Raw genomic sequence first — 18,764 nt, 5'->3', positions numbered from 1 at the left:
GTTGGCAGGCTGCGCGTTAATGGGAGTTTGCTTTACCGCTGATTACGCAGCTTTTTTCAAACATGTGCTCATATAGGTTTTACGAGCATCACCTTTGAGTTCTTTTTTGGCAGCATCCGCGTTACAAGTCTTCATTTTGTTTTGCTGCGGTGTCATGGCTTTATCGCCGGTTTTGGATTCCGCTTTCAAGCAGTGGCTCATGAAAGTCTTACGCTCGTCGCCTTTGAGGCTTTGCGTGGTGGCCTGCTGATTACAGTCGGTCATTTTCTGACGTTGAGCTGCCTGAGCCGGGGAAGAGGCCTTCATGGCATCGGCGGCCATAACATTGCCGCTGATGCACAGCGTAGCTAACAATGACAATAAAATGGGTAGACGCATAACGTATTCCTTTTTTAAACGTCCTGCTCACCAGGACACTCTGTAAGCGTAGATGGACTGTTGAATATTGGTTGGGGAAATTCCCGTCCAGCGAGGATAGATATCACATTTTTCGATAAATGATCGCTAAACAATCGTAACAACTCGGTTTTTTTATCCTGTCAAAAACTTACCTAAAAATTACATAAAATCACGGAACTTAGCGGTGAACTTCTATTGACGTGAATGGTTATGATAATTATTATCATTTTCATTACGAGTATTGATTATATAAAACCTGATAAATAACAGGGTATTGCTGTGCGTATGATTTGTCTTTTTTCGCTGGAAAAATGGCTGAGTAAAATAATAATCCTAATCTTCCTAAGGCCTTTTTTATGTCTCCACACAAGGGAAAACGTCACCTTAAGACCTTGCTGTCTTTAAGCCTGGTTGCCAGCTCGATTATGAGTGCCGTCGCAGCGGAAAATGCAGTTTCTACACCAGTGGTTAATAACTCAGATAATAAAAACGCCGATACCGGCGATGTCATGACCGTTATTTCACCAAAAATCGAAAGAAAGGCCGGTGATGAAACCAAGATTACCGCCAAAGATATGCAACGTGATGGCGGCAATGATTTTGGTACTATTATGCGTTACCAGCCGCTGGTGAGCGCCACAGGTTCAGCGGGTGGATCTTCTGTCGGCAAAAGCGGTTTTGATCGCGGCGGTTATACCGGTTACAACATCCGTGGTCTGGAATCCAACCGCGTGGCGATAGACGTTGACGGTATCGCCCAGCCTAACGCCACAGGGCGACCTTATGTCGGACGCGCCGGGCAGGACACCTTTGGAATAGGCCGTGACTATATTGATCCTTATATGTACGGCACCGTCGATATTCAGTCTGGTGCGACCAACGTTTCCTACGCCAACACCGCCATTGGTGGCGCAGTTTCCTTCAAGCCGAAGACCGCCGACGATTATTTGAATGCCAGCAAGCACAGCTACTTTGGTTACCAGAGTGATTACGATTCGGCCAACCGCAGCTGGCACAACGGCATTACCGTTGCCGGTGGCGATCGCGACCTCAGCGGTATCGTGGTGCTGAGCCGCCGCGACGGGCAAGAGACGCGCAACAATAGCGGTACGCGAGATGCCTATCCGGCTAACTGGCATTCCGACGCGCTGATGGCGTCTGGAACCTGGGCTGCGACCGATACTCATACTCTGACGGGTACCGTCGATCTCTATCAGAAAACAAATCACACCAATTTTGACTCATGGAACACCGCAGGAACCGCCATTAACGGCAGGGATTATCAGAGCAGCGAAACTCGACGTTTCAGCGCAAGCCTGCTGGATCACTGGACGCCGTACTCGCTGCTGGTGGACACCATCGACACTCACGTTTTCTATCAAAGAACCCAGGCGCACGATAATACCTACGGCCCGAATACGACTACCGGCAGCGGCATGGTGCGTACCTTCTCAGACTCGAATGCCCACACTCTGGGTTTCGATAACAAGATGGCCAAATCCTGGGGGATTCACGAATTCCGTTGGGGCATGAACGGCAATATTTCTGAAACTGAGCGTCCGTTTAGCCAGTCGCCGAATCAAAGTGCATACACCTATATCATGCAGCCGGCTGCCAATAGCCGCACTTACGTATTTGGCGCTTTTGCCGAAGACACCATGACCTGGGATCTTGGCGGGCATAATTTCTCTGTAGTGCCGGGCCTGCGATTGGCCTACCAAAAATCCGAACCTAAGGATCTTTCTGCACTGGCCAGTGGTTCTCTGTCGGAATCAGAGCTGTCAACGCTGTACAGCAAAACCAGCGACACAGAGCTATTGCCGTCTTTGGCCTTTATCTATGATATCGCGCCAAAAGTGCAAACCTATCTGCAATACAAGCGCGGCGCACAGTTCCCGGATGCCAGCCAGCTTTACGGTTCCTGGAACCTTAGTTCAAGCTACGCCGGAACAGCTCAGTATGCGCTAATCGGTAATCCAAATCTGAAGACCGAAACCAGCAACAACTATGAGTGGGGCATCAAAGGCGAGGCGACGCCGGGGATCACCTTTAACCTCAACGCCTTCTACAGTCAGTACAAAAACTTTATCGCCTACACTCGCTATACCCGATCCGGCAGCCCAGCGGTATTTACCAATATTCCGAGCAACATTTATACGGCGTATGAAGCAGAAAACCGCGACAAGGCCTATATCTATGGCACCAGCCTCAGTGCCCGTTTCAACTTCGGCACCTGGTATCAGCAAGTGGATGGTTTAAGCGCCCGTCTGGCGTTCGGTTATGCCAAAGGCGCATCGAAATCGAGCTATGAAGGGGATAAATACGTATCTCTGGAAAGTGTAGCGCCAATGAAACTGGTCACTGGACTGGCCTATGACGACCCGTCGAAACTTTACGGCATGGCAGTCACTGCAACCTTCAATAAAGGCAAGCAGGCAACGCCAACCAATCGTGAAAGCTATACCAATACCGGCGGAAATCTGGGAAGTTCCTCAACCGAATATGCGCGTATTCCGGGCTACGGAATTGTCGATTTGACCGGCTATGTGCAGGTCGCGCAAAACGTCAAAATCAGCGGCGGTATCTATAACGTCACCGACAGAAAATACTGGGATTACCTGAGTACTCGCGATACCGAGACTTCAACCGCCCAGGACAAGTCTGATCTGGCTCTGGCAACCATGCCGGGCAGAACCTTCCAGCTGGGTGTGAACGTCGACTTCTAATCTCGGCAATGGATAAGGCAAGATAAGCAAAGGGCCGTCCTGTCGAGATGGCCCTTTTTTATGCGCGGTGAAAAGTTACAGCGCGAAAAACTGATACACCGTGGCTGAACGATAAATCTGACCCGGTTTCAACCAGCAGCTCGGCTGCGGCCAGGTTGAATGATTCGGGCTATCTGGCAGGAATTCGCTCTCGAGCGCAACGCCGCTGTAATTGGCATACTGCCCCCCGCTGCGGTTCGGCGTGCCGTTGAGGAAATTACCGGTATAAAGCTGTAGGGCAGGGGCCGAGGTAAATACCGACATTTTGACTTTTTCGTCGGATGACCACAGGTGCGCCGCCGCGTTGTCACTGGCGTTACAGGTGGCGTATAGCAGGTAAGCGTGATCGTAGCCTTTAACCCGTTGCTGATCGCGATCGGCGAGAAAATCTTGAGCCAGCGTTTTCGGCTTGCGGAAATCCATCCCGGTTTGTTGTACCGAAGTTAAATCAGCGCACGGAATCCCGTCGCTATCAATAGGCAGGAAACGCTCTGCGAACAGCTGTAGCTTATGCTTACGCACGTCGTGACCTTCGCCGTCGAGATTGAAATAGGCGTGATTAGTCAGATTCACCGGACAAAGCTTATCAACCTGCGCCTTGTAGCTGATTTCCAGGCGGTTATCATTGGTCAAAACGTAGTGAACCTCGGCGGTCAGCTCGCCAGGGTAACCCTGATCGCCATCTGGCGATACCAGCTGGAAGCTCACCTTTTGCTCGGTATAGTTAAGGATTTTCCAACGACGAGCGTTAAAACCCTCTGGCCCGCCGTGCAGCTGGTGGACGCCCTGATTGGCAACCAATAAATGCGGTTTGCAGTCGATCTGGAACTGCGAACGGGCGATGCGGTTGGCATAGCGGCCCACTGTCGCGCCCAGATAAGCGGTTTGCCGAGGATATATTTCCGGGCTCTGACAGCCCAGCAGCAGCTCGCGCTGTCCACCCGCTTGCAGAGGCAGAACCAAAGATAACCAGGTAGCACCCCAATCCATAAAGGTAGCCGTTGTCCCAGCAGGATTTTTTAGCGTAACCAACTGAAATGGCGAGCCGTCCGGGGCTCGCTGGGTGTCGACTGGTGTTAACATATGCTGGCACCTTCTGAAGCCTGGCAAACGTAGAATGTTTCTTTGATACCCGTTTTAGCGTGATATTCATGAGCGACGGTTTTGCGCACTTTTTCAACCAGCTCGCTCGGCATTAATGCCACAATGCAGCCGCCAAAGCCGCCGCCGGTCATGCGTGCGCCGCCTTTATCACCAATAACTGATTTAACGATTTCAACCAGCGTGTCGATGGGTGGCACGGTGATTTCGAAATCGTCACGCATCGAGGCGTGAGAATCCGCCATCAATACGCCCATGGTTTTCAAATCACCGTGGCTCAGGGCAATAGCGGCGGCCTGAGTGCGATCGTTTTCGGTAATCACGTGACGTGCGCGACGGGCAGTCAGCGGATCAAGGCCGGCTTCCCTGGCGGCAAACAAGGCAATATCCACGTCACGCAGCGCCTTAACGCCAAAGAAACGTGCCGCTTCTTCACACTGTTTGCGACGCGTATTGTATTCGCTGTCGACCAGACCGCGTTTCACGTTGGAGTTGATGATCACAACCGAGGCATCTTTTGGCATCGAAACCGCTTTGGTTTCCAGCGATCGGCAGTCAATCAGCAGCGCGTGATTCTCTTTGCCCAATGCGGAAATCAGCTGGTCCATGATGCCGCAGTTGCAGCCCACGAACTGGTTTTCTGCTTCCTGACCGTTTAGCGCCAGTTGTACACCGTCGATATCCAGATCATAGAGACTTTTCAGCGCCTGGCCGACCGCCACTTCCAGCGAGGCCGATGAACTCAGGCCCGCGCCCTGCGGTACATTGCCGCTTATCACCATATCGGCGCCGGAAAATTCGCTGTTGCGCAGTAACAGATGTTTGACCACCCCGCGCACGTAGTTGGCCCACGGTAGCGCATTGGTGCTGACTATGGGATCGTCGAGCGAGAATTCGTCTTGCTCATTTTCATAATCTGCGGCGATAACGCGGATAATGCGATCGTTGCGTTGACCGCAGGCAATTACCGTTTCGTAATCAATGGCGCAAGGCAGTACAAAGCCGTCGTTGTAGTCGGTGTGTTCGCCAATCAGATTGACGCGGCCAGGAGCCTTGATAGTCACGGTGGCCGGATAGCCGAATTTCTGTTCAAAGATTTCCAGGGTTTTGTTTTTCAATTCCATCATTTAACTCCGGCTTCACGATAGTGAACGTCGCTCACTGCTCGCAGACGTTCAGCGGCCTGTTCGGCAGTCAGGTCTCGTTGGGTTTCAGCCAGCATTTCATAGCCGACCATGAATTTTCTTACCGTCGCCGAGCGCAGCAATGGCGGATAAAAATGGGCATGCAGCTGCCAGTGCGAGTAATCACCCTCGCTAAACGGTGCGCCATGCCAACCCATTGAATACGGGAAAGAGCACTGGAACAGGTTATCGTAGCGGCTAGTGAGTTTTTTCAGCGCCAATGCCAGATCGCTGCTTTGCGCTTCGCCAAGCTCGGTGAGGCGCAGAACTTTGGCTTTTGGCAGCAGCAGCGTTTCAAAAGGCCATGCAGCCCAGTAAGGCACTACCGCCAGCCAGTGTTCAGTTTCAACTACCGTTCGGCTGCCGTCTGCCAGCTCGCGCTGCACGTAATCAAGCAGCATCGAAGAACCATACTGCGCCAGATATTGACGCTGTAGACGATCTTCACGGTCAGCTTCATTAGGCAGGAAGCTGTTGGCCCAAATTTGACCGTGCGGATGCGGGTTAGAGCAGCCCATCGCCGCGCCTTTGTTCTCGAAAACCTGAACCCACGGGTAAGTTTTGCCTAAATCCGCGCTTTGCTCCTGCCAGGTATGCACGACCTTTTCAAGGGCAGGCAGCGACAACTGAGGCAGGGTTTTGCTGTGGTCGGGAGAGAAGCAAATAACCCGGCTGGTGCCGCGCGCACTCTGACAACGCATTAATGGGTCTTCGCTTTCCGGCGCAAAAGGCGTATCCGGCATCAGCGCCGCAAAATCATTGGTAAACACGTGCGTCCCCTGGTAATCGGGGTTGACGTCACCGGTCACGCGAGTATTGCCCGGACACAGGAAACAGTCTGGGTCGTGTTTAGGCAAGGTTTCCTGCGAAGGCGTTTCCTGCTGACCCTGCCACGGTCGCCTGGCACGGTGCGGGCTGACCAATACCCACTGATCGCTCAGCGGGTTATAGCGGCGGTGCGGATGCTCGATGGGATCAAAATCAGACATTCTCTTTCCTTAATCTGGATAGCCCTGTGGGTTTTTTGATTGCCACAGCCAGGTATCGTCCGCCATGTTTTCCAAAGTACGGCTTACACGCCAATTCAGCTCTTTGGCCGCCTTGCCCGGATCAGCCCAATAAGCTGGCAAATCTCCAGCGCGGCGCGGGGCAAAGTGGTAATTCACCGGCTTGCCACAGGCTTCGCTGAAGGCATTGATAACATCAAGAACGCTCTTGCCGACACCTGCTCCGAGGTTGTAAATGTGTACGCCCGGTTTGTCATGCAGGGTTTTCATCGCGGCGATGTGACCATCGGCCAGATCGACCACGTGAATGTAGTCACGCAGACAGGTACCGTCTGGAGTGTCATAGTCGTTGCCAAATACTGACAGCGACTCGCGACGACCTACGGCAACCTGCGCGATAAACGGCATCAGGTTGTTGGGGATACCTTGTGGATCTTCACCCATCAGGCCCGACGGATGCGCACCGACTGGATTGAAATAGCGCAGCAGAGAGATGCTCCAGTTCGGTTGCGCACGCTGCAAATCTTGCAGGATTTTCTCAACCATCAGTTTGCTTTGGCCATAAGGGCTGGAAGGCGTTCCGGTTGGGAAATCTTCAACGTAAGGGGTTTTAGGCTGATCGCCGTAAACTGTGGCCGATGAACTAAAAATGAGGTTAGTCACGCCAGCGGCGCGCATTGCTTCAACCAGCACCAGCGAGCCGTGAACGTTGTTATCGTAATATTCCAGCGGTTTGTTCACCGACTCACCCACGGCTTTCAGGCCGGCAAAGTGAATAACCGAATCGACTTTATATTCGCTGAAGATTTTGTCCAGCAATGCGCGGTCGCGAATATCGCCCTGGATCAGAACGGGAGTTTTACCCGTCAGAGTAGTGATGCGTTCCAAAACGCTGGCTTTGCTGTTGCAAAGGTTATCCAGAATGATTGGCGAATAGCCCGCTTCAATTAATTGAACGCAAGTATGGCTACCAATGTAACCGCTACCACCTGTCACTAGAACGTACATATCGACTCCTTGATGGAAATGATGTGGGTAACAATATCATGCTGTGGTGCGTAAAAAGGTGATCCATCTTATAAAATGGAATCGTTTACACCTCTAGTTTACCACTGTGATAGGCTTCGTACCATGGGGGATAGGGAAGGGGATAATCCCCTTTGAACCCTTGGGATACGTATAGTGTAATCGATTACAGTGATTTTTTTATTGCAAAATTGTTTTTTATGGGCAATTTCCGAGGTTAGTTTTAAGTCAATTATTCAGGCTGATTCTTGTGGTCTACTGCCCTGTATCAACTCTTAAACCAATAAACTATGAGCCATTTTTCCGGTTCACTCATTTCAATGATCATTTAACCGGCAGCATCTCAGCGCTGTAGGTGCTGTGCGCTGGCTTTAGATGCTGCGCTCGGGCTTTTTAAGGTCAATAATCACCGAGGCGTTTTCCGGTTCACTCATTTCATTGGATATTTAGCCGGCAGCATCTCAGCGCTGTAGATGCTGCGCACGGGCTTTTTAAGGTCAATGATCACCGAGGCGTTTTTCCGGTTCACTAAATTCAATGGTCAATTAGCCGGCAGTGCCGGAACCGGGCAAGAGGTCTTCAGGGCGAGCCCTCTTGCATCTCCGCGTTTTGGGTGCTGCGCACGGGCTTTAGATGCTGCGCACGGGCTTTTTAAGGTCAATAATCACCGAGCAGTTTTTCCGGTTCACTCATTTCAATGGTCAATTAACCGGCAGTGCCGGAACCGGGCAAGAGGTCTTCAGGGCGAGCCCTCTTGCATCTCCGCGCCCTTTGGTTTTGTTTGCCTTTACGGCACCAGACGATGAGTTCGTTTCAGTTGCGACTGTGTGTGGCGTTGGTCGCGCCGCTGCGCGGTCCCCTCGTTCGTTCGAAAGCCAAAAACGTCTTTCTCCCTCCCTTAGCGCCGCCCCGAGGCCGCCAATCAGGGCTATTAAAGAAAAATCGGCAACCTAAGCTGAGGTCAAAAGGCCTTTCTTCTGACAAGAATTTTTTTTGAAGGTGACATTCTGTGAATATCGGTTTTATTAATTCAAAAACGAAATCAAAAGTTATATTTAGTCTCGAACAAACCTAAGAGACCTATCTTTGTGAGATCGGCTTTTGACCGCCGTAGAGTTGCCGGTTTTTCTTTTTAGCTACTATTGGCGGCCTCAGGCCTACGCTGAGCGAAGGAAAGGGAGACGCTTTTGGCTCCCGACTGAGTGAAGGCAGCCCGCAGGGCCGTGGCCAACGCCACGCAAGGAGGCTTCTGAAACGATCTACTTTTTTTGCACCAATCTGGTCACGAGAAAAGGGGCCCGGGATTCTTAAGGGTGGCGGCCCAAGGGCCACCCTTGAGGCGGTCTGGGCCGCAGCCCAGTAAGCGAAGCGCATGAAGTTGAATTTGAAGTTGAAGTTAAAGTTGAATTTGAAGTTAAGCTAAAGGCCGTGCGCAACACCTAAGCCATGCGCAGCATTAAAGGCCGTGCGCAGCACAAGATGCTGAATTAAACCCTAGTGCGCTGCCCCAATCCCTAAAACAAAAAGTTGCCTTTAGATTCCCAATCTAAAACCAACCTAACCGCGATCCAGCTCATCAATCTGGTATTGATAAATCTCCCCATCCGGCACAAAAGTCAGTCGATGTGAAATACATTGCGGGGCATCTTCCGCATGATGGGAAACGAACAGTAGCTGGGTGTTGCCTTCGCCGATCAGCACGTCGATAAAGCGTCGCACCAATTGGCGGTTAAGCGGGTCAAGGCCTTGTAATGGTTCATCGAGGATCAGCAAGGCAGGGTGTTTGACCAGCGCACGCGCAATTAGCGCCAGACGTTGTTGACCCCAGGAGAGGCTATGGAATGGCGTATCAGCCGTGCGTCCGCCCAATCCAAGCAGTTCCAGCCATTGGGTGGTCAGCTGCTGTTGGCGATCGGAAACGGCCTGATAAATGCCAATCGAATCAAAGAATCCGGATAAAATTACGTTGCGAACATTTGAACTGACGCGGTAATCGAGATGCAGGCTACTGCTGACATAGCCGATATGGCGCTTGATATCCCAGATGGTTTCTCCGCTGCCACGACGGCGACCAAACAAGGTTAAATCGTTGCTGTAACCCTGTGCATGATCGCCAGTGATAAGGCTTAGCAGGGTCGATTTCCCGGCTCCGTTTTGACCGACGATTTGCCAATGCTGTCCCACATCCACCTGCCAAGTCAGCCCGTGCAAGATAGGTTTGTCGTTGTACTGAACCACACCATTACGAAGTACGATCAGCGGTTGATCGGCAGGCAACAGGGCTTTCTGGGTCGGATCCTCAGCTTCGGGCAAATTCATCCCGCTCAGCGTTTCGCTATGCGCCAACTGGGCAACCAACGCCTCTGACAACACTTGCTGACGCGGCCCGACAGACGCCAAAGAGCAGTCAGCAAGCACGCCAACGTATTGGATAAAATCAGGAATATCATCGAAGCGGTTCAATACCAGCACCATCGTCTGGCCCTGCGCGGCAAGCTCTGCCAGCATCTCCGCCAGCTGTTCCCGCGCCTTGACGTCTAGCCCGTCAAACGGTTCATCGAGCACCAAAAGATCGGGTTGTTGCATCAATACCTGGCACAGCAGCGTTTTACGTGTTTCGCCAGTTGAAAGATATTTGAAGCGTCGACTCAACAGGTGCGCAATACCAAACTGCGCCGCCAGCTTCTCGCAGCGGGCCGCATCATGGACCTGCTCCTGAATAATTTCAGCAGTGGTTCGGCCAGTATCGTCTTCATCGGCGCTTAACATATCGGTGTTATTGCGCTGCCATTCGTCGGCCACCAGCTTTTGCAACTGCTCAAAAGAGAGGCGAACAATGCTGCCGAAATCGCTGTTGCGCGAGCCTTCCAATAACCCCAAATCTCCAGCAATGGCACGCGCCAGGGCCGATTTTCCGCTACCGTTCGAGCCGACGAAAGACCAGGTTTCACCCTGGCGCAAGGTTAACTCGGGTAAATCGAGAGTGCGCGTATCGCTAAGACGGAAAATGGCTTGTGAAATAGATAAAGATGACATTTTGCTCCTGCCTGCTTATGACCTTGGGGTTGCCCGCGCGGGGTCTTATACCCTGAGATTCTTATTAAAATGAATCATTAAGAATTTTAGGGATAAGCTCATCACCGGCCCAAGTCAATTGACAATTCTGCAAACTGTCAGCGCTAAAAATGCAAGATATTGATTAATAATAGCTTTAGCACAGCGTGGCGATAATCACCTGGTCGGCATCAAATTGTGCGTAGACCTCTGCATCTTCTTTGAGTGCCATTTTATCGACTTCTTTAGTCGCCAGAGTGGCACACAGAATTTCGCCCCCTTGCAGGGCAATCAGTACCTCACAGTTATCCGCACCATGCTGGATACTCTGAACCTTCCCTAACAACGCGTTATCGTTATTGCTGGCCTGATAGCTCAGGCTTATCCACGGCGCTTTTATCAGTGCGAGGATCTCTTTGCCTGGGAGCAAAGAAAGACGGTCGGCGCTTTGTTGCGTGAGAGCGGCACGAATCCGCGTTTTACCATCGGCAAGCAGGACATTGATATGCTGTTGGACCTCTTCATGATCGCGCTCGATGACTGTACCAAAAAGCTGATTACGCGCGCTGGTTTGCAGCGAGAAACGAGAGATCGCCGCGAGCAGGCTGTCGAGGGGCAGGCCGTCATCTTTAAGCACATCAAAAGCTTTTTGCTGGATTTGGGCAAGTAAATCAAACAGCTGGATCAGGCGCTCGCCGTAGCGAGTCAGCACCGCGCCGCCACCGCCTTTGCCGCCGGTGTTGCGTTCAACCAGCGTTTGGTCGGCTAGCTGGTTCATTTCGTTAATCGCATCCCAGGCACTTTTATAACTAATTCCGGCCAGCTTTGCCCCTTGGCTGATTGAGCCGGTAATTTTTACCTGTTTAAGTAATTCGATACGGCGCGGGTCGGCGAACACGCGCTGTTGCAGTTTCAGGGTTAACAGGATTTCAGCTTGCATAAATGAGGGTCCAACCTTGGCGTCAGCAAAAGTTATGGTTTGAGGCATAACTTGATAATAGGGCATTGTCGCCGATTGCTGGGAGTTCTTAAAGAGTTGGCGAAAAGCTAAAGTAAATCAGCCAAAACGCTGTTAAGATTAGTTACATATTTTTGCATTTGCTTAAAAGGCTGATGCTTTAGCGAAGAGAGGCTATCATGTTGGAACTACTGGAAAGTTTGCTGTTTGCGATAATTATGGTGCCTATTTTTATCGCCTTGGTATTAGGTCTGATTTACGGCATGGGCGAGCTGTTTAACGTGATTTCCAAAGTCGGTCACTCAAAAGAGTCACACAGCGAACCTAAAAGCTGAATCTCTGCCTATTGCTAATGAAACCCGGTCATCACGCCGGGTTTTTTTATGGATAACCCGCAATTTCTCACGGGCTAAAATACTCTAAAGCACTTTTGTGCGGATCACATCTGCAATGCCCGGTTGTTCGTTGTCGGCGATCACCAGCCCGGCACGTAACTTAATCTCATCAACGGCGTTACCCATCGCCACGCCAAGGCCGACGTTTTCCAGCATGCTAAGGTCATTGAAATTATCACCAAAGGCGATGACTTCGCTCATGCTTATCCCTTGAGATTCTACCCACTGTTGCAGGCGTTTACCCTTGCTGTTGCCACCTTTGGCGACGTCAACCTGATCGTGCCATGACCATTCGCATGCGAGACCCAGCTCTTTCTCGGCCTGTTGTGCGAAGGCTTCCAAAGCGTCTAAATCGTGATGCGAGGTAGCAAATTTCCAGATCGACTGTGCTTCGTCTGCGGCTTCACGCAGGCTGTTGACCTGACTAATCGTCGGCTGCTGGCCTTCTGGCAAGGTTTTTCCCCAGATAATCGAACGTTCAACGTGGCCGCTGGTCTGCTGATACAGCATCGCATCATCAACGTACAGCAAGCCGTGGATCCCGTAAAACTCCAGCAGGTCGATCACCTTTTTGGCTTTGATTTTATCCAGTGGATCGGAGGCCAACACTTTTTGCGCCTGAAAATCATAAAGATAAGTGCCGTTGCAGCAAATGGCCGGAGTATCCAGTTCTAAGGTTTTATAAAACGAACGGATTGCCACGTGATGGCGTCCGGTCACCACGATGACTTTAACACCCGCAGCGCGCGCGTCAGCCAAAGCAGCCAGAGATTCAGGGAGAATACGTTTTTGACGGTCAAGCAGCGTGCCGTCGAGATCGAGCGCGATAACGCGGTAAGTCATGAGCGGTTCCAGCAGAGTGTCATTGTCTAAAATTAAGGCTATAGATGTTACACCTTAAATCTAAATGTTAAAACCTCGCATCAAGGGCTAATGCTTTAGCAAGGTGTTAAGCTATGCTGAAACCCTGCTCTTTTAATAAAACGTACCCATTTTCAGATTTAATAAGGAGATATGATGAAACAAGTCGTTTATGTTGCCAGTCCCGACAGTCAGCAGATTCACGCCTTCAACCTCCACGAAGACGGTGAGCTGTCACTGCTACAGGTGGTGGAAGTTCCGGGTCAGGTTCAGCCAATGGTTGCCTCGCCGGACTCACGTCAACTTTATGTCGGCGTGCGCCCGGAATTTTCCATTGTGACTTATGACATTGGCCACGACGGCAAGCTGGAACTGGCTGGGCAAGCGCCTTTACCAGGCAGCCCAACGCATCTTGGTATCGATTTACAAGGCCGTTTTGTTTTCAGCGCTTCCTACAGTTACAACAATGTCAGCATCCACAAGATTGGCGATGATGGCGTGGCACTGGCTCCGCATCAAGTGCTTGAAGACCTGCAGGCTCCGCACTCGGCCAATATGAATCCGACCAATCAATTGCTGATGATCCCTGCGCTGAAAGAGGACCATATCCGCCTGTTCGATTTTAATCTGCAAGGCGAAGCAACCGCGCACAAGCCTGCCGAACTTTCTACCGTGTCAGGCGCAGGTCCGCGTCATATGGCGTTTCATCCAAATCAGCATTTCGCCTACTGCGTCAATGAGCTGAATGGCACCGTGGACGCGTACCAGAAAGACGTAACCAGCGGCGAATACCGGAACGTGCAAACGCTGGATATCCTGCCTGCTGATTTCAGCGGCGAGCGCTGGTCTGCCGATCTGCATATCACTCCAGATGGCCAGTATCTTTATGCCTCCGATCGAACCGCAAGCACGCTGTCAGTGATTAAAGTGTCTGCCGATGGCAGCGAGTTGACGCTGGTAGGGCATCACCCAACCCAGACACAGCCACGCGGCTTCAATATCGACCATCACGGCAAATATGTGATAACCGCCGGTCAGAAATCCCCTGATATTGAAGTGGCGAAAATCGATCAGGCCACAGGCAAACTGACTCGCCTTAAGACCTATCCGGTCGGCAAGGGCGCGATGTGGGTCACTATTATCGAGCTGCATCACTAGTCTGTTTGCTTTTCAGGATCGAAAAAAAACGCCAGGCTGACGAGTCTGGCGTTTTTATTTTTAACGTCTTGCCGTAGAGCGTTATTTCACCGCAGGCACGGTGTTGTTGTACTGCCACAGGCGGTTGAAACCGGCGTCATTAAGATTGCGGTTCGGTGCCACGTTGCCAGAGAACGGACGCTGAGAGTAAAGCGCTTCGCCCCACGGCTGTTGCAGGTTATAGCTGGTCGCATCAATCTGGCTGTCGCGGATCACCAGTTGGCCGTTTGGCGTTGAACCGGCAGTGTAACCGCCCTGATCTGCGCCTAAATCAACCGAACGTCCCAGTATCGCTTTCGCTGCTGCGCCTTGTCCTGCAAAGCCTTTATCGGCAGTCAGGTTACTGTCGGTTACTAGATAACCGTAAGACACATTGGCCGGAGTAATCGGTGCGAAAATGCTGGCCTGCTTAACGCCACGGCTCGAGAGAGTGTGGAATTCAACGTGGTCAAACACGGCGTCAGCCTGTCCGGTCACATAATCTACGTCGCCTGCAATCAGGCTGTTGTGTACGTAAACGCGGCTGTAGCGGCTGGTTACCGGTTTATTATTGATGTCGGCAGTATTGACCATCAGGGTGTTTTCGCGGCCCAGCAGGTGCACGTTTTCCAGCAGCGTCCGATCGCCGTCAACGCGCAGCGCAACAGCAGGATGTTCGCCCGCGTCGGTGCTGTCCTGCAAGCTGTTGGCGATGGTCAGGTTCTGCAATTGCAGGCCATTACCCTGTGACCACAGCGTTGCGCTACAGCTTGCACCAAGGGTCTGGTTTTGCGGATTGGCGCACAGGTTGTACATGTACCACGCGCGATCGCCCGGCAGGAATTCGCCGTTAGGATTGACTGACTTGCGGTAATCCGCAGGCGCTACGCCCGCTTCCAAACCAAGCTGCAACACCACCTGGTCGGCACTGTCACCGGCACCAAACAGGCTGATTGGCGCAGAACCGGCAGGGATGTAAATTGCACCGGTATAAGTGCCTGGCAGAACTTTGATGTATTCACGTTCGCCGTGATTGTGGTCAGCCAGCGCAGCTTCAACGGCCTGTTGCACTGAGGTGAACTCTGCGCCGTCAGCCCCTTTCTTGGGACCGACGACGTACACATTTTTCACGCCGTCGGTTTTTGCCAGCACTGGCGTCCAGCCCTGCTGCTGCACTTGAACGGATGGCCCACCAAAGGCCAGATAGGATTTCGCCGTATAGTTTGCCGCTTCATCGGCGCTCAGGACTGGCAGTGCCGCGGTTCCCGGTGCAATCTGAGTAGATTGATTTTCCGGACTATGGCTACATGCAGCCAAAAGCAATGTGGCGGATAAAGCAGCGCTGGCACGCGACAGGGTGGAAATTTTCACTGTGTCTGACTCCTTGATGCACAAAAAAAGCGGCCAGCACGGCTGACCACTTATCATTTCGAATGCGGTTTTTTTTGCTAACTGGGTTGCAGCTTACAAACTTCCCAGACAAAAACAGGGTTGTTTTGTATCACAAACCGGATTTTATCATTAGAAAATATTTATTGTGCAAACAAAAAAGCATCAATCTTAGCTATAAATCACCGTCAGAGAGGCTTTGCCCAGCGTGTGGAAGTGAATGTTGAAGCCGAGATAAGCACCGCTGGACTCTTCGCTGACTTCAAGATGTTCAACGTCGAGCGCGTAGACAGTGAAGATGTAACGATGATGCTCGCCCTGCGGAGGTGCAGCACCGCCGTAACCCGCTTTGCCGAAATCGGTGCGCGTTTGCACTGCACCCACAGGCAGGCCGCCCTTGTCCGACCCAGCGCCGGCAGGCAGCTCATGCAGATCGGCGGGCAGGTTGGCGACGCCCCAGTGCCACCAGCCAGAACCCGTCGGCGCGTCAGGGTCGTAGCAGGTGATAGCAAAGCTTTTGGTTCCGGCCGGGGCATTTTCCCAGCTTAGGTGGGGAGAGAGGTTGTTACCCTGATAACCCATGCCGTTGAATACTTGACCATTAGGCATCTTGTCGCCGTCTTTGAGATCGTTACTTTTAATCGTAAAAGCCATTATATCCCCTGCAAACTGGTTAAATTTACGCTTTGAAATTTTCAGACCGAGCCTAGCATTTTCAACAATGCCTGAGCAACGCCTGCGGAAGAGGCCGGATTCTGGCCGGTGATCAGCTTGCCGTCAACCAACACGTAAGGACGCCAGTCGGCCGCTTTGCTGTATTCGCCACCGTTTTTCTTCAGCTCGTCTTCAACCAGGAAAGGCACAACATTGGTAAGCTGAACCGCTTCCTCTTCACTGTTACTAAAGCCGGTAACATGCTTGTCTTTGACCAGCGGTAAATCATCTATTTCGACATGGCGGAACACGCCGGGCGCGTGACACACAGCAGCCACGGGTTTGTCGGCACGCCAGAAGGCTTCGATTAGCGCAATAGAATCAGCATCTTCCGCCAAATCCCACAGTGGACCGTGACCTCCGGGATAAAACACCGCATCAAAGTCACTTTCATAAACTTCCGATAACTTGCGGGTGGTAGCCAGAAGTTTTTGGGCATCTTTGTCGTGACGAAAACGTTCTGTGGTTTCGGTTTGCGAATCCGCTTCATCACTTTTTGGATCAAGCGGAGGTCGGCCCCCCTTGGGGGAGGCCAAAGTGATGTCCGCACCAGCGTCGAGAAATTCATAGTAAGGGGCAGTGAATTCCTCGAGCCAGAATCCGGTTTTCTTGCCAGTATCGCCAAGTTTATCGTGAGAAGTTAATACCATAAGTAATTTCATATCATCTATCTCCAATGATTTCAGTAACGTACCTGTAAAAACTTAGGCTTCTTCCTGGCCTACCTGAATCACCATCTTGCCGAAGTTTTTGCCCAGCAAAACGTCATTCAACGAGGCTGGCGCACTTTCCAAATCTTTAACGATTTGTTCGCGGAATTTGATTTTATCGGCCGAGAACCATTCACTCATCTGGGCTGCAAATTCTGGATAGCGATGACCGTAGTCATCAAAAATAATGAAACCTTCAACGCGCAGGCGTTTCTTCAAGATAGTGTTGGTCAGCAGGGTCATAGCCTCGCCACCTTTCTTGTTGTCGACGTCATTATATTGCGCGATCACGCCGCACACTGGTACGCGAGCCTTGGTATTGAGCAGAGGTAACACCGCCTCGAACACTGCACCTCCAACGTTTTCGTAATACACGTCAATGCCGCGCGGGCAGGCTTCTTTCAGGCGCTGTGGGAGATTGGCCGCGCGGTGATCCAGGCATTCATCAAAACCGAAATGCTCGACCGCGTAGCGACATTTCTCTTCTCCACCGGCGATACCCACCACTTTACAGCCTTTAAGCTTGGCGATTTGCCCAACCAATGAGCCGACCGGACCGGTCGCTGCGGCAACGACCACTGTTTCACCGGCTTTTGGCTGGCCGATATCCAACAGCCCCATAAAGGCGGTAAAGCCAGGCATGCCGAGCACGCCAAGTGCCAGCGAAGGATGCTTCAGTGCAGCGCCTTCGAGTTTTCTGGCTTCTTTGGCATTAACCACTGCGTAATCCTGCCAGCCGTTGGTGGCTACCACCCAGTCACCGGTCTTGAAGTTGGCGTCTTTCGATTCAACTACGCGCGATACGGCACCGCCAGTCATGACGTGATCAATCTCAACCGGTGGCGCATAAGAAGGACCGGCACTCATACGACCACGCATGTAAGGGTCAAGCGACAGATACACCGTGCGCAGCAGCAGTTGGCCTTCTGCCGGTTTTGGCAGCTCGGTTTCTTCCAGACGGAAATTTTCTGCTACTGGCAGACCGGTTGGACGAGAGGCGAGAACGAAGCGACGATTAACGGATGATTTCTGAGACATACTGATTCCTTATATTTAAAAACTTCCACCAAGTATAAGTATAGAACGCAAGGCGAAACGTGTAAGCGACACTACAGGGGACCCGCGGCAAGGTACAGGAATTGGCAGGAGTATTTTGTTAATGAATAATAATAAAAGGATTATTGCGGGGAATGGTCAAGTTATCCGCCACCATCTGATGATAGTGGCGGGAGAAACCTCAAGCTTATTTGGCAGTTACGTCGAGATCGCCAAAATATTTTTTCGCCAGCCGGGTAACGACGCCGTCTTGCTTGATTTGCGCAATGGCTTTGTCGAGGCGCTCTTTGTTGGCGGTATCGCCTTTACGCACGCCAAAAGCAATGCCGCTGCCGAGGATTTTGTCATCACGCACGGAATCGCCGACGAAGCCATAACCCTTGCCGTCCGGGCGATCGAGGAAGCCTTTCTGGCCCGCCGGTGCCATGACCAGCGTTCCGTCAAGACGGCCTGAGGTCAAATCGAGATAGACCTGATCCTGGTCCTGATATGACACAATATCGACACCCTGCGGCGCCCAGTGAGCCTGCGCATAAGTTTCCTGAATCGAACCCTGTAACACGCCAATGTGCTTGCCTTTCAACGACGCGGCATCCGGCAGCAGGCCAGAGTCGGTTTTCGCAATCAGTTTGGTCGGGATACGATAAATAACGGTTGTGAAATCAATCGCCTGACGACGTTTATCGGTGGCGTTCATGGCCGAGTTGATGGCGTCGAACTTACGCGCCTGAAGGGCAGGGATTAGGCCGTCGAACGAGGTTTCGCTCCACTCACATTTGGCCTTTGCCGCCGCACAGACCGCATTGCCGACGTCGATATCAAACCCTTGCAGCTCGCCAGTGGCCGATTTGGATTCAAACGGCGGATACAGCGCCTCAAGGCCAAACTTGATGGTCGAGCTTGTAGCCATGGAAGAAAAAGATGCCAAGGCACAGCTCAGCAGCATCAGGCTTTTCAATTTATGCATTT

General features: G+C 51.8%; 16 protein-coding genes. 3 read left to right on the top strand and 13 right to left on the bottom strand.

Going from position 1 to position 18,764, the window contains the following annotated elements; translation table 11 throughout:
- Positions 1–42: 42 nt before the first annotated feature.
- The gene (locus AB3G37_RS18435; protein ID WP_369788740.1) at positions 43–378 is read right to left on the bottom strand and encodes a PsiF family protein; all 336 of its coding nucleotides are present in this window, start codon (positions 376–378) and stop codon (positions 43–45) included.
- Between the two features lie 377 nt (positions 379–755).
- On the opposite strand from AB3G37_RS18435, the gene AB3G37_RS18430 reads away from it, so the two are divergent.
- Positions 756–3,125, top strand: a complete 2,370-nt coding sequence (locus tag AB3G37_RS18430) for a TonB-dependent receptor domain-containing protein (RefSeq protein WP_369788739.1) — start codon at positions 756–758, stop codon at positions 3,123–3,125.
- A gap of 75 nt (positions 3,126–3,200) precedes the next feature.
- On the opposite strand, the gene galM is transcribed toward AB3G37_RS18430, so the two are convergent.
- The 6 genes from galM to modE form a co-directional block, all read right to left on the bottom strand.
- A complete protein-coding gene (gene galM / locus AB3G37_RS18425; RefSeq protein WP_009638881.1) occupies positions 3,201–4,247 on the bottom strand; it encodes a galactose-1-epimerase in 1,047 nt (348 codons plus the stop codon).
- Positions 4,241–5,389 carry a galactokinase gene (galK, locus tag AB3G37_RS18420; RefSeq protein WP_369790994.1) on the bottom strand — a complete coding sequence of 383 codons (1,149 nt, stop codon included), beginning with the start codon at positions 5,387–5,389 and terminating at the stop codon, positions 4,241–4,243. Before galK ends, galM begins: the two co-directional genes overlap by 7 nt.
- Entirely contained in the window at positions 5,389–6,438 is a 1,050-nt protein-coding gene (gene galT, locus AB3G37_RS18415) for a galactose-1-phosphate uridylyltransferase (protein WP_369788738.1), read from the bottom strand. Before galT ends, galK begins: the two co-directional genes overlap by 1 nt.
- Before the next feature lie 9 nt (positions 6,439–6,447).
- On the bottom strand, positions 6,448–7,464 hold the full coding sequence (galE, locus tag AB3G37_RS18410; RefSeq protein WP_009638878.1) for a UDP-glucose 4-epimerase GalE: 1,017 nt from the start codon (positions 7,462–7,464) through the stop codon (positions 6,448–6,450).
- 1,575 nt (positions 7,465–9,039) lie between these two features.
- The gene (modF, locus tag AB3G37_RS18405; protein WP_369788737.1) at positions 9,040–10,518 is read right to left on the bottom strand and encodes a molybdate ABC transporter ATP-binding protein ModF; all 1,479 of its coding nucleotides are present in this window, start codon (positions 10,516–10,518) and stop codon (positions 9,040–9,042) included.
- 175 nt (positions 10,519–10,693) lie between these two features.
- Complete coding sequence (modE, locus tag AB3G37_RS18400) at positions 10,694–11,476, bottom strand: molybdenum-dependent transcriptional regulator (protein ID WP_369788736.1); 783 nt, start codon at positions 11,474–11,476, stop codon at positions 10,694–10,696.
- Between the two features lie 197 nt (positions 11,477–11,673).
- Between modE and AB3G37_RS18395 the strand changes: the two genes are divergently transcribed.
- Positions 11,674–11,829, top strand: coding sequence for an AcrZ family multidrug efflux pump-associated protein (locus tag AB3G37_RS18395; RefSeq protein ID WP_009638875.1), 156 nt, complete (start codon positions 11,674–11,676; stop codon positions 11,827–11,829).
- Positions 11,830–11,913: 84 nt separating this feature from the next.
- Here AB3G37_RS18395 and AB3G37_RS18390 read toward each other — a convergent pair whose 3' ends face one another.
- Positions 11,914–12,732 (bottom strand): pyridoxal phosphatase, encoded by an 819-nt coding sequence (locus tag AB3G37_RS18390; protein WP_009638874.1) that lies wholly within the window; start codon positions 12,730–12,732, stop codon positions 11,914–11,916.
- A 174-nt stretch (positions 12,733–12,906) separates the two neighbouring features.
- Here AB3G37_RS18390 and pgl point away from each other — a divergent pair, with 174 nt between their 5' ends.
- Positions 12,907–13,908 carry a 6-phosphogluconolactonase gene (pgl, locus tag AB3G37_RS18385; RefSeq protein WP_369790993.1) on the top strand — a complete coding sequence of 334 codons (1,002 nt, stop codon included), beginning with the start codon at positions 12,907–12,909 and terminating at the stop codon, positions 13,906–13,908.
- Between the two features lie 81 nt (positions 13,909–13,989).
- On the opposite strand, the gene AB3G37_RS18380 is transcribed toward pgl, so the two are convergent.
- The 5 genes from AB3G37_RS18380 to AB3G37_RS18360 all read right to left on the bottom strand — a co-directional run bounded on the left by AB3G37_RS18380 (position 13,990) and on the right by AB3G37_RS18360 (position 18,762).
- Positions 13,990–15,297, bottom strand: coding sequence for a putative acyl-CoA thioester hydrolase (locus AB3G37_RS18380; RefSeq protein ID WP_369788735.1), 1,308 nt, complete (start codon positions 15,295–15,297; stop codon positions 13,990–13,992).
- A 189-nt stretch (positions 15,298–15,486) separates the two neighbouring features.
- A complete protein-coding gene (locus AB3G37_RS18375; RefSeq protein ID WP_369788734.1) occupies positions 15,487–15,969 on the bottom strand; it encodes a kinase inhibitor in 483 nt (160 codons plus the stop codon).
- Between the two features lie 41 nt (positions 15,970–16,010).
- Complete coding sequence (locus AB3G37_RS18370) at positions 16,011–16,691, bottom strand: type 1 glutamine amidotransferase domain-containing protein (RefSeq protein ID WP_009638870.1); 681 nt, start codon at positions 16,689–16,691, stop codon at positions 16,011–16,013.
- 42 nt (positions 16,692–16,733) lie between these two features.
- A complete protein-coding gene (locus AB3G37_RS18365; RefSeq protein WP_009638869.1) occupies positions 16,734–17,777 on the bottom strand; it encodes an NADP-dependent oxidoreductase in 1,044 nt (347 codons plus the stop codon).
- Between the two features lie 205 nt (positions 17,778–17,982).
- Entirely contained in the window at positions 17,983–18,762 is a 780-nt protein-coding gene (locus AB3G37_RS18360; RefSeq protein ID WP_369788733.1) for a transporter substrate-binding domain-containing protein, read from the bottom strand.
- Positions 18,763–18,764: the final 2 nt, after the last annotated feature.

Origin of the sequence: Rouxiella sp. WC2420 (genome assembly GCF_041200025.1) — a bacterium.
In the GTDB taxonomy this organism is placed as follows: domain Bacteria; phylum Pseudomonadota; class Gammaproteobacteria; order Enterobacterales; family Enterobacteriaceae; genus Rouxiella.
The sequence above is the reverse complement of the archived record's forward strand: the minus strand, read 5'-3'. Positions and strand labels throughout refer to the sequence as shown.